This window comes from Rhodococcus rhodochrous (assembly GCF_014854695.1).
GTDB lineage: Bacteria > Actinomycetota > Actinomycetes > Mycobacteriales > Mycobacteriaceae > Rhodococcus.
Window position 1 is genome coordinate 3047611 of record NZ_CP027557.1, and the last position, 14321, is coordinate 3061931.

The following is a 14321-nucleotide window of genomic DNA, read 5'->3' on the forward strand; positions in this document are numbered from 1 at the left end:
TTCGCGACGGTCCCGCGCGTGCATCCCTCCCGAAGTCGACAAGGGACGGGGCAGCGCATGAGAGTTCTCGTGATCGGTGCCTCCGGCTATGTCGGCAGCCGGGTCGTCCCCGCCTTCCTCGCTACCGGCTGCACCGTGCGCGCCGCCGCCCGGAACCCGAAGGCCTTGCGACGCTTCTGGTGGCACGACCGGGTCGAGACCGCGCGGGTGGACGTCACCGACGCGCACACTCTCCCACCGGCACTCGACGATGTCGACGTCGTGGTCTATCTCGTGCACGGCATGCGCTCGGCGCACTTCCGCGACCTCGACCTGGCGGCGGCCCGCACCGTGCGGCGCGCGGTCGATGCCTCGCAGGTGACGCGCGTCGTCTACGTCTCCGGCTTTGTCCCCGAGTGTGCGCCGGACGAGCTGTCCGAGCATCTGCTCTCGCGCTGGGAGGTCGAGCAGGAACTGTCCCGATCGCGCCGCACGGTGATCACGCTGCGGGCCGGGATGGTGCTCGGCTCGGGGTCGACGAGCTTCGAGGTGCTCGGCCAGCTCGGTGGGCGCCTGCCTGTCACCGTGGTACCGGATTGGATGGAGTCGCGGGTCGAGCCGATCGCGGTCGTCGACCTGGTCGCCGCGGTGCTCGGGGCGGCCGTCGCGGACACTCCCACGGACTCGTTCGATGTGGGCTGCGGACAGTCGCTGCGCTATCCCGAGTTGCTCCGCCGCTACGGGCAGATCACCGGCATGCCGCGCGCTCAGGTCACCGTCGCCGGATTGCCGGGCGCGGTGATCGGCCGGCTCGGCTCGTGGTTGACGGAGGTGCCGTCGGGAACCGTGGCGGCGTTGATGGAGAGCCTGCGGCACGACATGACGGCCCGCGATCGTCGGTGGGTCGGCCGCCTGGTCCCGGCCACCCATCGGCCGTTGGGGATCGTGCCGGCGTTGCAGCGCGCGGTGCTGCCCGCCGATGCGAGTGTGCCGTGCGCGGAACGAGATCCGATGGGTGCGCTACCCGGAGACCCGGAGTGGGCGGTCGCCGCCGCGGAGGCGCGCCGGTTCTCGGCGCACGGGATCCCGCCGCGACGGCGACCGTAGAGGGTGGACGGGACGCCGTACTCGTCGACGGCGGCGTCCCGTTCTCGGGGTGCGCTGGATCTAGTCGACCGGGCCGAGCGCGGGAGCGGTCACGAAGCTCAGCGCGTCGTGGCCGGCGAGGTGATTGTCGATGATGCGCTCGATGGCCTGCCGCCATTCCTCCCGCACGGTCCCGGCGTCGTCGCCGGCATCGAGTCTCTGCAGGATGTTGTGCTGCGCAACGTGATAGGCCATGGGCGTGTCGATGTCGAAGGTCGGTAGTGCCATGGCCCTGCACCATACGTCCGAACCACCCGCGACCCCAACCCCCCGGTTCCGTCGGTGTACACCGGCGCGAACCGAACCCTCACCCGAGTCATACCATCGGATAATCGATTATCCGATGGTATGGTCCGGGGATGGCATCGGTTGACGTCGAGTCCGGCTGGCCCGCGGTCACCTACGAACAGCACCCGTGGGTGAGCAGCGATGCCTACGGCTCGCGGCGCGAGAAGCGCCTGACCACCGGCCCCTACCGCGCCGCGGTCCCCCCACTCATCGCCCACCGTCCGGTCCCGCTCGACGGCGAACTGCAGGCCCTCACCGAGGAAGCCGCGACGGAACTGACCCGTTTCGACGTCGAGGTCGGGCACATCACCGCCCCGTTCGCCTCCATCCTGCTGCGCACCGAGAGCGCGTCGAGCTCGGAGATCGAGAACCTCTCCAGCGGGGCGCGGCAGATCGCGCTCGCCGAACTCGGCGAACACGCCTCCCGCAACGCCCGCCTGATCGTCGGCAACGTGCGGGCGATGCGCGCGGCGCTCGAGCTGTCCGACGCGATCGACGCCGCCGCGATCCTGCGGATGCACCACGCGCTGCTCGAGCACGACGATCCGGCGATCGCCGGCCGGTGGCGCACCCAGCAGGTGTGGATCGGCGGGGGCAGTCTGGGCCCGCACACCGCGCAGTTCGTGCCCCCGCACCACGAGCGGGTGCCCGAGCTGATCGACGACCTGGTGGTCTTCGCCAATCGGGTGGATCTGCCGGTGGTCGCGCAGATCGCGGTCGCGCACGCGCAGTTCGAGACCATCCACCCGTTCCCGGACGGCAACGGCCGGGTGGGCCGCGCGTTGATCCAGGCGATGCTGCGCGGCGGGCAACTCACCCGCAGTGTCGCCGTGCCGGTCTCGGCGGGCCTGCTGCACAACACCGGGCAGTACTTCGATGCGCTCGGCGCCTACCGCGCCGGGGATCTCGGGCCGATCGTGCACTCGATCGTCGATGCGTCGTTCGCGGCGGTCGCCAACGGCCGCACCCTCGTCGCCGATCTCGAGGCGGTACGCGAACTGTGGAGGTCCCGGGTGACGGCGCGGCGGGATTCGGCAGTGCACCGGCTCGTGGACGTGCTGCTGCGCCAGCCGGTGATCGACAACCGGTCGGCCGCCGCGGCCTTGTCGGTGACCGGCGCCAACGCGCAGATCGCCATCGACCGGTTGGTGGATACGGGGATCCTCACACAGATCACCGAGGGGCGCCGCAATCGCATCTGGCAGGCCAAGGACGTGGTGCGGGTACTCGACGAGTTCGCCGCGCGCGCCAAACGCCGCCGCGGCTGACCCCCTCGGTACCGCTCCGCCCCGGCGTCGCTCGGTCGGGGTCGATCAGCCCGGGATGTCGCGCGGGTCGTGACCGTAGGTGTTGCGTTCGCCGATCGTCCCGTCGAGGTTGTGGACGAGGTGTTCGACCTTGCGGCGGCGCGCCTCGTCGCGGCCGGCGGCGACGGCCTCCTCACGGGTGGGATAGGTGCCGAGCAGGTCGCTCGAGCCCTCGATGCGGTTGTGCCAGGATCCGTCCTGATGGAACGTCTCGACATCGCCGGCGGGCATGGGGTGCTCCTCTCCACGAACGGTCGGTTGTCCACCGCGTACCCGGCGTCGGTCTCCCCGAATCCGGACGCGGTCCCTGCTGTCCCGTCGGTCCCTGCTGTCACACTGGACTCGCACATCTGTACGAGCGGATCTTCACGGGAGGGGCATCGTGGCGGGCAGCGCGACCGAGCCGGGATTGTCGGACTGGATCGGGTCGTATCTCGAGACCTTGCAGACCGCGAAACGGTCCCCGCACACCATCAAGGCCTACCGACTCGACCTGCACGCGGTGCGCGCGCATCTCGCCGCGGCCTGCGCGGTGCCGGAGGACGCGTTGACACTCGGGAATGTGACGGTGCGCGGGTTGCGGTCGGCGTTCGCGGCGTTCGCCGCCGAACGGCAACCGGCGTCGGTGCGCCGCGCCTGGTCGGTGTGGAACAACTTCTGCAACTTCCTCGTCTCCGAAGGGGTGTCGGAAGGCAACCCGATGGCCTCGATCGCACAGCCGAAGAAGCCGCAGCACACCCCGAAGGCGTTCTCCCCCAACGCAATCAATCAACTCGTCGACACCATCACCGTGGAGGCGCAACGCCCGGCGAAGTCGGCGCGGGACTGGCCGCAACGCGATCTGGCGCTCATCGCGACGCTGCTGCTCACCGGGATCCGCTCGGACGAGTTGATCCGCCTCGATGTGGGCAGCATCCTCGGCGGCCGCGAGGCCCCGGTGCTGCGGGTGCTCGGCAAGGGCGCGATCGAACGGGAGATCCCCCTCGAGGACAGCTGGACGGCGATCGTCGCCGCCTATCTCGAGGAACGCTACGCCCGTTTCCCTGCCGCGCGGCGCCGCGCCCGCGACCGCGACGAGTTGCCCGTGTGGGAGCGGCACGACCCGGCCGACCCGCTGTTCGTCGGCGCGGACGGCACACGCATCACCCGCGGCACCCTGCAGTACCGGGTGCGGCGCATCTACCGCCGCGCGGGTATCGAGTCCGAACGCAAACGCGGTGCGCTCGCCCACGCGTTGCGGCACACCTTCGCGACGAGCCTGGCCGACAGCGGCGCGACGATGGTCGAGTTGCAGCAGCTGCTCGGGCACCGGTCGTTGCAGACCGTGCAGGTGTACACCTCGGCGACCAACGATGCGGTGCGGCACGCCGCGCGCCACAACCCCGTCTACGGGTTGCTCGGGTCGGGTCGCGAGTCGCTCGGCGACGGGCCGGGTTAGCTCGTCGGTTGCGCTGTGGGCGGGCGCGGCAACTGCAAGACTGGGGATCGATCCATCCGGCAACGTGAAGGAGCATCCATGAGCGTCGAGCAGACCGAACCCCGCCGTCATCGTGTGGTCGTGATCGGATCCGGTTTCGGTGGGCTGTTCGGGACCCAGGCCCTGGCTCGTGCCGATGTGGACGTCACGGTCGTGGCGCGCACCACCCATCACTTGTTCCAGCCGTTGCTGTACCAGGTGGCCACGGGCATCCTGTCGGTCGGTGACATCGCCCCGGCGACCCGCATGGTGCTGCGCAAACAGAAGAACGCGCAGGTGTTGCTCGGGGACGTCGAGAAGATCGACCTGGAGAATCGGACGGTGACCTCCCGGTTCCTCGAGCGCTACACCACCACCGAATTCGACAGTCTCATCGTCGCCGCGGGTGCCGGCCAGTCCTATTTCGGCAACGACCAGTTCGCCGAGTACGCGCCGGGCATGAAGACCATCGACGACGCCCTCGAGCTGCGCGGCCGGATCCTCGGGGCGTTCGAGCAGGCCGAACTGTCCCACGATCACGAGGAACGCGCCCGGCTGCTGACCTTCGTGGTGGTCGGCGCCGGCCCGACCGGGGTGGAACTGGCCGGGCAGATCGCCGAGCTGTCGCGCCGCACCCTCAAGGGCACCTTCCGCAACATCGATCCGACCGAGGCGCGGGTGGTGCTGCTCGACGGCGCCTCCGACGTGCTGCCGGTCTACGGCGGCAAACTCAGCCGCAAGGCCCGCAACACCCTCGAACGGCTCGGGGTGGAGATCCAGCTCGGTGCGATGGTCACCGACGTCGACGCCGACGGTCTCGTCGTCAAGGAGAAGGACGGTTCGCAGCGGCGCATCGAGTCGCAGTGCAAGGTGTGGTCGGCGGGCGTGTCGGCCAGTCCGCTCGGCAAGCAGCTCGCCGAACAGTCCGGGGCGCAGGTCGATCGGGCGGGCCGGGTGGAGGTGCTGCCGGATCTGACGTTGCCGGGGCATCCGAACGTGTTCGTCATCGGCGACATGATGTCGCTGAACAAGCTGCCCGGTCTGGCGCAGGTGGCGATGCAGGGCGGCAAGTACGCGGCCCGGCAGATCATCGCCTCCCTCGACGGCGCCGACCCGGGCCATCGGGAACCGTTCAAGTATTTCGACAAGGGCAGCATGGCGACGATTTCGCGGTTCAGTGCGGTCGCGAAGGTCGGCAAACTCGAGATCAGCGGGTTCCTCGGCTGGGTGGCGTGGTTGTTCATCCACCTGCTGTATCTGGTGGGGTTCTCGTCGAAGCTGTCGACGCTGCTGTCGTGGGCGCAGGCGTTCTTCTCCACCGGCCGCAACGAGATGGCGGCGACCGAGCAGCAGGTGTTCGCGCGGATCGCGCTCGAGCACATGCGCGCGGACGAACCCGGCGGCGACTCGGCGAACGGCGCGGCCTCGGCGAAGGACGGGGACCGTTCCGCACAGGCGCCGGCCGGGCAGGGCCGCGGCGGGACGCAGGCCGCGGGCTGACCGTCGGTGCTCCGGCCGGGTGTGGTGTCCCGGCCGGAGCCGCCCGGCTGCAGGGTCAGTGCCCGATGCGGTCCGCGTCGGTGATGTTCGCCAGGCGCACCTGTCCCTGCGCGACGAGGCGGTCCTGTTCGTCGACGATCTCCACCCGCCACAGCTGCTGGGTGCGGCCGCGGTGCACCGGGGTGCCGGTCGCGGTGAGGACCCCTTCGCGGGTCGCGCGGAGGAAGTCGGTGTTGTTGTTGACCCCGACGACGTTGCCCTTGTCTCCCAGCCAGTTGGCGCCGGCGACGCTGGCGACGGTCTCGATCACCGCGCAGTACACCCCGCCGTGCACGATGCCGTAGGGCTGGTGCTGCGTGGGGGTGATCGTCCACCGGGCCCGGGCGAGATCGGGGCCGAGTTCGACGAACTCGAGGCCGAGGGCGGTGTTGAAGCCGGTGTCGTTGACGGTGTTGATCGCCTGCACGTCGTGCTGGGCCGGGGCGGAGGTGGACTGGTCGCTCATACGGGCTTCCCTTGTTCGTGCGTGGGGTCGGCCGGCCGCCGGGACAGGTGGCCGTCGAACGATGGTAGGACATGGCGGTTTTCGGCCGACCACCTCCGACGGTGGCACCCCCGGGGTGGTCACTGCAGAGTCACCAGCAGCGCGTAGGCGACGATCGAGTAGCCGTCGGGGATCGGCCCGAACCGGTGCACGGTCCGCGCGCCCTCGTACTCGACGCCGTACCAGCCCGCGTCCGCGGTCGGGATCCTGAGGGTCCGCTGGATCACCGGGTGACGTTCGGCGACCAGGGCGCGCCCGTGCGGTCGGGTGCGGTACAGCGTCCACAGATAGCGGTCCCACACCAGATGCCCGGTGAGCACGACGTCGCCGAGGGCGTCGAGCTGCGGTGGGAGCACGGTGGTGAAGCCGTGACCGAGATGGGCGAGCAGTTCGACCCGATCGTCGACGGTGATCTGCTCGACGCGGGCGGGCACGTGCCGGACGAGGTCGCGGATGCAGTCGCTCGCGCCGGGGGTGGTCCAGGAGGTGGTCGGTTCACACACCTGCCCGGGAGCAGGCTGATCGGGCCACGGTTCGAGGTCTTCGATCATCCACAGGGTGGTCATCTCTCGGTGCTTCCCAGGTCGCGGCGCGGATTCCTCCAGCATCCTCCGGGTTCGCCACCGCCGCGCCTGCGATCGGCCGGTTGCGCTGTGCGTCGACGGCGCAGGGCTCCGGACACACGACGGCGGGCCCCACATGGATGTGAGGCCCGCCGCGGGAAGGGACCGGGAGTCACTGCAGCCCTCAGGACTCCGCTGCGGTCCGGCAGTCGGAACGAATTCGATTATAGGGAAGGCTGCCCTAATCCGGCAAGGCCTCGGACGGGATAGCCCGCGGCGACGAAGGCGTCGAGCAACGCCTGACCGCGGCGCGCGGCGGTGCGGCGGGAGGCGCCACCGAGCACGGGCAGCTGGGCGGCGCCGGTGACGACGGTGCGCCCGACGATCCCCCAGAACCGGTTCCGGTCGAGCGGGGCGAGGGACCGCAGCGCGAGATGGACGGCATTGAGTGCGGTCGCGGCGCGGTGCGCGGTCCACACCGCCATCGCCTGCTCGCACGGCAGCACCACCACGTCGCGTTCCCCGACGGCGCGGTCCTCGGGCAGCACCCGCAGGGTGTCGTCGGCGAGACCGGCCCAGTCGATGCAGCCGTCGCTGTCCTGATGCAGCCACAGATTGTCCAGACCCGGATCCCAGACGCGGCCCTCGAGGGCGTAGGGGGCGAGGACGCGGCCGACCACGGCGTGGATGAGGGCGCCGGCGACCTGTTCGACGGCGATGCGCGGGTCCTCGGTGTCGAGCAGCGCGCGGTCGTAGAGCGCCTCGATGCGCTGCTGCCGTTCACCGCCGCCGAGGAACCACCAGCGGCGGCGGGGTTCTTCGTCGATACAGGCCACCGCATACACGCGGGGGGCTCCCGCGGCGAGTGCGCGCAGCCGGGCGCGCGTGTCCTCGAACGGGCGGACGGGTGCCGCCGTGGGCGGCAGCAGCAGCGTCGTCATCCGACACCTCCTGATCGACGGTGAATCATGATTAGGTAAGCCTAACCATTGCATCCGGGGGTGGTGTGCGCAACCCCATCCCCCTACTCCCGCCGAGACATAGGATTCCGTAACCTAACTCCGAAGGCCTTCGCGTTCCCCACGATCCGCGACGACCCGAACCGCACCACCGCCTTCCCGAGGAGCACCCCGCGCCCGTGACCGTCACCCCTCACGCCCCACCGGACGCCGACCCGACCGCCCCGCCCCGCGCGGGCCGCCGGATCGCCGCCGTCCTGTGCGATCTCGCGCTCCTCGCCATCCCCCTGCTCGTCGGTGCCCTCGTCGTCGACACCCTCGCCGACGCCAAGGGCGGCGGCCAGACCGACCGCATCGTCTTCGGCGGCGCCGCCCTGGCCGCGGCCGCCGGGCTGCTGTGGTGGAACCACGGCTACCGCGCCGGCCGCACCGGCCAGAGCCTGGGCCTGCAGTGGACCGGGCTCGTGCTGCGCGACCGCGCCACCACCGGACCGGCCGGTACCCGCCGTGCCCTGCTGCGCCGCGGCACCGAAATCGTCACCGAACGCCACGCCCGCCACGACGACTTCACCCCGCGCCCCACCGACGGCAGCGTCGCCGCCCTGCGCCGCCGGCGCCTGCTCGGCCTGGCCGCGCTGCTCGTGCTGCTGGTGCTCGGCGCGCTCGCCAGCATCGCCGTCGGTGCCCGCCCGATGACCTTCGCGGAGGTCTTCCACGCCCTCGTCGTCAACGACGGCTCCGAAACCGACGTCATCGTGCATTCGCTGCGTATCCCCCGCACCCTGCTCGCGCTGCTGGTCGGCACCGCGCTCGGCGTCGCCGGTGCGCTGATCCAGGGGCACACCCGCAACCCGCTCGCCGACGCCGGCCTGCTCGGCATCAACGCCGGCGCCGCCTTCCTGGTGGTGCTGTCGATCTACCTGTTCGGGCTCTCCACCCCGGCGCAGTATCTGTGGTTCGCCTTCGCCGGCTCCGCGCTCGCCAGCATCGTGGTGTTCGGGTTCGCGTCCATCGGCAACGGCGGCTCGAGTCCACTCAGCCTCGCGTTGGCGGGCGCGGCGGTCGCGTTCTTCCTGCAGGCGATGATCCAGACCATCGTGCTGCTCGACCAGACCAGCCTCGACGGCTACCGCTTCTGGGTGGTCGGCTCCGTCGCCGGCCGCGGCATGGACGTCTTCTGGCAGGTGCTGCCGTTCATCGTCGTCGGGTTGCTCGTCGCGCTCGCCTCCACCCCGGCCCTGAACCTGCTCAGCCTCGGCGAGGACGTCGCCCGCTCGCTCGGCACCAACGTCGTCACCACCCGGGTGATCGGCATCGCCGCGATCACCGTGCTCACCGGCGCCGCCACCGCCGCATGCGGACCGATCGCGTTCGTCGGGTTGATCGTCCCGCACATCGCCCGCGCGATCACCGGCCCCGACTACCGCTGGCTCGTGCCCTATGCCGGGCTGCTCGGCGGGGCGCTGCTCGTCCTCGCCGACGTCGTCGGCCGCATCGTGGTGCGCCCCGGCGAACTGCAGGTCGGGATCGTGCTCGCCCTCATCGGCGCCCCCTTCTTCATCGCCCTCGTCCGTCGCCGGAAGCTGGTGGCCCTGTGAACGACACCCCCACCCCGTCCCTCGACAAGGACGAACCCACGACGGGCACGCGCCGCTCACCCGTGCAGGTCTCCACCCGCGTGCCGGGCCGGCCCGCCTTCCGGCTCGGCTCCGTCTCCGTCGTCTGGCGCGCCCGCATGGTCATCGTGTGCGCGCTGATCGTCGTCGCCACCGCGGTGCTGCTGTCGATCTCCCTCGGCCGCGGCGACTACCCCCTGAGTCCCCTGCAGGTCGTCGAGGTGCTCCTCGGCGGCGGCGAACGCCTCGACCGGTTCATCGTCTTCGACCTGCGGCTGCCGCGCGGTGTCGCCGCCGTGGTCGTCGGCGCCGCCCTCGCCGTCTCCGGCGCCATCACCCAATCGGTGTCCCGCAACGCCCTGGCCAGCCCGGACATCCTCGGCATCACCGCCGGCGCCTCCGCCGCCGCCGTGGCCCTGATCGTCGTCACCAGCGGCGGCTCCATCGTCGGACTGCTCGCCACCCTCGGATTGCCGATGTCGGCGCTGCTCGGCGCGCTGCTCACCGCCACGGTCATCTATCTGCTGGCCTGGCGGCGCGGCGCCGACGGCTTCCGGCTCGTGCTCATCGGCATCGGCATCAACGCCATGCTCATCGCCCTGACCCAGTGGATGCTCGTCTCCGCCGACATCAACGACGTCAGCCGCGCCCAGGTGTGGCTGACCGGCTCCCTCAACGGCGTGTCGTGGAACCAGGTGGTGCCCGCCGCGATCGCGCTGCTACTCGTCGGTGGCTGGGCCGCGACCGCCTCGTTCACCGTCGGGGCGCTGCGCCTCGGCGACGACACCGCCCGCTCCCTCGGCGTGAAGCTGCAGACCCAGCAGGCGCTGCTGCTCATCGCGGCATGCGCGCTCGCCGCCGTCGCCACCGCCGCCGCCGGCCCCATCGGCTTCGTCGCCCTCGCCGCCCCGCAGATCTCCCTGCGCCTCGTCGGCTCGGCGGGCAGCCCGATCATCGCCTCCGCCCTGACCGGGGCGCTGTTCGTCGTCGCCGCCGACCTGATCGCCCGCACCATCCTGCCGGTGCCGCTGCCGGTCGGCCTGGTCACCTCCGCGCTCGGCGGCCCCTTCCTGCTGTACCTGCTGGTGCGTTCCAACCGAAAGGTCTCCCGATGACCGACACCCATCTGCCCCCCGCCCCGGCCCCCGGCCCGGTCGAGCACGCGGCGCCGCGGCTGGTCGCCGAACACATCAGCCTCGGCTACGGCGAACGGCTCATCGTCGACGACCTGGACCTGTCCATCCCCACCGGGGTCGTCACCACCGTCATCGGCCCCAACGGCTGCGGCAAATCCACCCTGCTGCGCGCATTGAGCCGGCTGCTCAAACCCCGCACCGGCACCGTGCTGCTCGACGGGCACGACATCACCACCATGCGCACCCGCGAGGTCGCCCGGGTCCTCGGCATGCTGCCGCAGGCCCCCGTCGCCCCCGAAGGGCTCACCGTCGCCGATCTGGTCTCCCGCGGCCGGCATCCGCACCAGTCGTGGTTCCGGCAGTGGTCCTCCGACGACGAGGACGAGGTCGCCCTCGCCCTCGACCGCACCGGCATCGCCGACCTCGCCGACCGGCCCATCGACGAACTGTCCGGCGGGCAACGGCAACGCGCCTGGATCTCCATGGCGCTCGCGCAGGGCACCGACATCCTGCTGCTCGACGAACCGACCACCTATCTCGACCTGGCGCACTCGGTGGAGGTCCTCGACCTCGTCGACCGGCTGCACAGCGAACTCGGCCGCACCGTGGTGATGGTGCTGCACGACCTGAACCTGGCCGTGCGCTACAGCGACCATCTGGTGGTGATGAAGGACGGCCGCGTCGTCGCCTCCGGGGTGCCGTCGGAGGTGATCTCCGTGGAACTGCTGCGCGAAGTGTTCGATCTCGACGCCTCGGTCATCGACGATCCGGTGTCCGACCGGCCGCTGATCGTGCCCATCGGCACCCGCCACGTCTACGGCGCCGCCGGAGGTCCTCACAAGGGGTGACGAGGGTCTCACCGCAGGTCAGACCCTACGACCAGGGGTAGTACGCACATTCGTCGGAGAAATCCGTAGAATCGACCCATGGCAGCACTCGGCGAACTCGAACGCGCAGTGATGGATCACCTGTGGTCCACCCCCGAACCACAGACCGTCCGGCAGGTCCACGAAGCCCTCTCGGCTCGACGCAACCTCGCGTACACCACCGTCATGACGGTCCTGCAGCGCCTCGCCAAGAAGAACCTCGTCATCCAGCAACGCGACGACCGCGCCCACCGCTACCTGCCGGTGCACGGCCGCGACGAACTCGTCGCCAGCCTCATGGTCGACGCCCTCGACCAGGCCGACGAGACCGCCGGCCGCGCCGCTGCCCTCGTCCACTTCGTCGGCCGCGTCGGCGCCGACGAAGCCGCCGCCCTGCGCGCGGCGCTGGCCGAACTCGAAGCGCAACACGGCGACGACAACACCGGCCACGACACCGAGCGGGCCGGCTGACACACTCGATGTCATGAACGCGACCACGGCGCTGTTCTTCGGAACCACAGCGCTTCTCCTCGCCGGTCCGGTGCCGGGGCTGCTCGCCCGCGCCACCTGGCCGCACCGCAACCCCCGGGCCGCACTCGTGCTGTGGCAGTCCGTGGCGCTGGCGGCGGTGCTCTCCGCGTTCTCCTGCGGCCTGGCCATCGCCGCCCGCCTCCTCGCGCCCGGCGCCGACGGCCGACCCACCACCGGCCCCCTCGAGGAGATCGACGCCCTCGGTCTGCCCCTGTGGCTGACCTACGTCATCGTGTTCGCCCTGACCGTGTTCATCGGAGCCCGCCTGACCTTCTCCATGCTGCGCGTCGCGGTGCGCACCCGCCGCCGCCGCTCCCGCCACCGCATGCTCGTCGACCTGCTCGACCGCCGCGAGAGCGGCGCCGCCGTCCGCCACCACCCGCACGTGCGGATCCTCGACACCGCCGACCCCATCGCCTACTGCCTGCCCGGGCTGCGGCACCGGGTGGTGCTCAGCGAAGGCACCCTCGACAACCTCGGCGACGACGAACTGCGCGCGATCCTGCGCCACGAACACTCCCACCTGCGTGCCCGCCACGACCTCATCCTCGAGGCGTTCACCGCCGTCTACGAAGCGTTCCCCCGCGTCGTGCGCTCCGGCTCGGCGCTCGGCTCGGTGAAACTGCTCGTCGAGCTGCTCGCCGACGACTCCGCCGTCCGCAAGACCGGCCCCGCACCGCTGGCCCGCGCCCTCGTCGCCTGCGCCGGCGCCCACACCCCCACCGGCGCCCTCGCCGTCGGCGGACCGAGCACCGTGCTGCGCGTGCAGCGCCTCACCGGACCGGGCCCCCACCTCGGGATCTCCGCCGCCGCCTACACCACCGCCGCCGCCATCCTCGTCGTGCCCACCATCGCCGTGGCGGTGCCCTGGCTCACCGAACTGTCCCTGCTGCTCGGCCTCTGAGCCGCGACACGCCGCACCGTTCGACCCGCCCCGATTTCGATCGGCCCCCGTTTCGGGGGAAGCTGTAGACCATGACCGTCGAACGCACCGAAACACCGCAGGCCCAGATCGGCGTGACCGGACTGGCCGTGATGGGCTCGAACATCGCCCGCAACTTCGCCCGCAACGGCTACACCGTCGCCCTCCACAACCGCAGCATCGCCAAGACCGACGCGTTGCTCGCCGAGCACGGCAGCGACGGCACCTTCGTCCGCACCGAAACCATCGACGAGTTCGTCGCCGCCCTCGAGAAGCCGCGCCGCGTCCTGATCATGGTCAAGGCCGGCGACGCCACCGACGCGGTCATCGACGAGCTCGCCGACGCGATGGAACCCGGCGACATCATCATCGACGGCGGCAACGCCCTCTACACCGACACCATCCGCCGCGAAGCCGCCCTGCGCGCCCGCGGACTGCACTTCGTCGGCGCCGGTATCTCCGGCGGCGAGGAAGGCGCCCTCAACGGCCCGTCGATCATGCCCGGCGGCCCCGCCGAATCGTACGAGGCGCTCGGCCCGCTGCTCGAGAAGGTCGCCGCGCAGGTCGACGGCACCCCCTGCTGCACCCACATCGGTCCCGACGGCGCCGGCCACTTCGTGAAAATGGTGCACAACGGCATCGAATACGCCGACATGCAGCTCATCGGCGAGGCCTACCACCTGCTGCGCGACGCCCTCGGCTACGACGCCGGGCAGATCGCCGACGTCTTCGCCGACTGGAACACCGGCACCCTCGAGTCCTATCTCATCGAGATCACCGCTGAGGTGCTGCGCCAGACCGACGCCGCCACCGGCAAGCCCCTCGTCGACGTCATCGTCGACGCCGCCGAACAGAAGGGCACCGGCCGCTGGACCGTCAAGGCCGCCCTCGACCTCGGCGTCCCCGTCACCGGCATCGCCGAAGCGGTCTTCGCCCGCGCCCTGTCCGGCTCCCGCGACCAGCGCGCCGCCGCCCGCGGCCTCGCCGCCGGCAACCTCGGCGCCGCCCCCACCGACGCCGCGCAGTTCACCGAGGACATCCGCGCCGCCCTGTACGCGTCGAAGATCGTCGCCTACGCGCAGGGCTTCGACCAGATCGCCGCCGGCAGCGCCGAATACGGCTGGAACGTCGACCGCGCCGCGCTCGCGACGATCTGGCGCGGCGGCTGCATCATCCGCGCCCAGTTCCTCAACCGCATCAAGGAGGCCTACGACGCCGATCCGGCCCTGCCCAGCCTGATCCTCGCGCCGTACTTCCGGGACGCCATCGAGATCGGCATCGACAGCTGGCGTCGCGTGGTGGTCACCGCCACCCAGCTCGGCATCCCCGTCCCGGCGTTCGCGTCGTCGCTGTCCTATTACGACGGACTGCGCGCCGACCGGCTGCCCGCCGCCCTCACCCAGGGCCAGCGCGACTTCTTCGGTGCCCACACCTACGAGCGCACCGACCGCCCCGGCAAGTTCCACACCCTGTGGAGCGGGGACCGCTCCGAAGTGCAGGCCTGACGC

General features: G+C 71.1%; 15 protein-coding genes. 10 read left to right on the top strand and 5 right to left on the bottom strand.

Translation table 11 applies throughout. The features are described 5' to 3' along the window. Window positions 1-57: 57 nt before the first annotated feature. Window positions 58-1086, top strand: coding sequence for an NAD(P)H-binding protein (locus tag C6Y44_RS14175; protein WP_159418161.1), 1029 nt, complete (start codon window positions 58-60; stop codon window positions 1084-1086). 60 nt (window positions 1087-1146) lie between these two features. Here C6Y44_RS14175 and C6Y44_RS14180 read toward each other — a convergent pair whose 3' ends face one another. Then, a complete protein-coding gene (locus C6Y44_RS14180; protein ID WP_033098304.1) occupies window positions 1147-1353 on the bottom strand; it encodes a hypothetical protein in 207 nt (68 codons plus the stop codon). A gap of 131 nt (window positions 1354-1484) precedes the next feature. Between C6Y44_RS14180 and C6Y44_RS14185 the strand changes: the two genes are divergently transcribed. Next, a complete protein-coding gene (locus C6Y44_RS14185) occupies window positions 1485-2681 on the top strand; it encodes a Fic family protein (protein ID WP_192378473.1) in 1197 nt (398 codons plus the stop codon). 45 nt (window positions 2682-2726) lie between these two features. Here the strand turns inward: C6Y44_RS14185 and C6Y44_RS14190 are convergent, their stop codons facing one another. After that, window positions 2727-2951, bottom strand: coding sequence for a DUF2188 domain-containing protein (locus tag C6Y44_RS14190; protein ID WP_024101088.1), 225 nt, complete (start codon window positions 2949-2951; stop codon window positions 2727-2729). Window positions 2952-3102: 151 nt separating this feature from the next. Here C6Y44_RS14190 and C6Y44_RS14195 point away from each other — a divergent pair, with 151 nt between their 5' ends. Both C6Y44_RS14195 and C6Y44_RS14200 read left to right on the top strand, forming a co-directional pair. Continuing rightward, window positions 3103-4158, top strand: a complete 1056-nt coding sequence (locus C6Y44_RS14195; RefSeq protein WP_192378474.1) for a tyrosine-type recombinase/integrase — start codon at window positions 3103-3105, stop codon at window positions 4156-4158. 78 nt (window positions 4159-4236) lie between these two features. Further along, the gene (locus tag C6Y44_RS14200) at window positions 4237-5676 is read left to right on the top strand and encodes an NAD(P)/FAD-dependent oxidoreductase (RefSeq protein WP_159418158.1); all 1440 of its coding nucleotides are present in this window, start codon (window positions 4237-4239) and stop codon (window positions 5674-5676) included. A gap of 55 nt (window positions 5677-5731) precedes the next feature. On the opposite strand, the gene C6Y44_RS14205 is transcribed toward C6Y44_RS14200, so the two are convergent. The 3 genes from C6Y44_RS14205 to C6Y44_RS14215 form a co-directional block, all read right to left on the bottom strand. Continuing rightward, window positions 5732-6181 carry a PaaI family thioesterase gene (locus tag C6Y44_RS14205; protein WP_159418157.1) on the bottom strand — a complete coding sequence of 150 codons (450 nt, stop codon included), beginning with the start codon at window positions 6179-6181 and terminating at the stop codon, window positions 5732-5734. 119 nt (window positions 6182-6300) lie between these two features. Further along, window positions 6301-6786, bottom strand: a complete 486-nt coding sequence (locus tag C6Y44_RS14210) for a hypothetical protein (RefSeq protein WP_159418156.1) — start codon at window positions 6784-6786, stop codon at window positions 6301-6303. 221 nt (window positions 6787-7007) lie between these two features. Then, on the bottom strand, window positions 7008-7724 hold the full coding sequence (locus C6Y44_RS14215) for a hypothetical protein (RefSeq protein WP_159418155.1): 717 nt from the start codon (window positions 7722-7724) through the stop codon (window positions 7008-7010). A 197-nt stretch (window positions 7725-7921) separates the two neighbouring features. Between C6Y44_RS14215 and C6Y44_RS14220 the strand changes: the two genes are divergently transcribed. The 6 genes from C6Y44_RS14220 to gndA all read left to right on the top strand — a co-directional run bounded on the left by C6Y44_RS14220 (window position 7922) and on the right by gndA (window position 14318). Continuing rightward, window positions 7922-9340 (top strand): FecCD family ABC transporter permease, encoded by a 1419-nt coding sequence (locus C6Y44_RS14220; protein ID WP_192378475.1) that lies wholly within the window; start codon window positions 7922-7924, stop codon window positions 9338-9340. Then, the gene (locus C6Y44_RS14225) at window positions 9337-10473 is read left to right on the top strand and encodes a FecCD family ABC transporter permease (protein ID WP_159418153.1); all 1137 of its coding nucleotides are present in this window, start codon (window positions 9337-9339) and stop codon (window positions 10471-10473) included. Before C6Y44_RS14220 ends, C6Y44_RS14225 begins: the two co-directional genes overlap by 4 nt. Then, entirely contained in the window at window positions 10470-11342 is an 873-nt protein-coding gene (locus C6Y44_RS14230) for an ABC transporter ATP-binding protein (RefSeq protein WP_016694284.1), read from the top strand. Before C6Y44_RS14225 ends, C6Y44_RS14230 begins: the two co-directional genes overlap by 4 nt. 78 nt (window positions 11343-11420) lie before the next feature. Next, a complete protein-coding gene (locus C6Y44_RS14235; RefSeq protein ID WP_159418152.1) occupies window positions 11421-11831 on the top strand; it encodes a BlaI/MecI/CopY family transcriptional regulator in 411 nt (136 codons plus the stop codon). Window positions 11832-11844: 13 nt separating this feature from the next. Further along, window positions 11845-12795 (top strand): M56 family metallopeptidase, encoded by a 951-nt coding sequence (locus C6Y44_RS14240; RefSeq protein WP_120282937.1) that lies wholly within the window; start codon window positions 11845-11847, stop codon window positions 12793-12795. Between the two features lie 71 nt (window positions 12796-12866). Then, window positions 12867-14318, top strand: coding sequence for an NADP-dependent phosphogluconate dehydrogenase (gene gndA, locus C6Y44_RS14245; protein WP_120282939.1), 1452 nt, complete (start codon window positions 12867-12869; stop codon window positions 14316-14318). Window positions 14319-14321 lie beyond the last annotated feature (3 nt).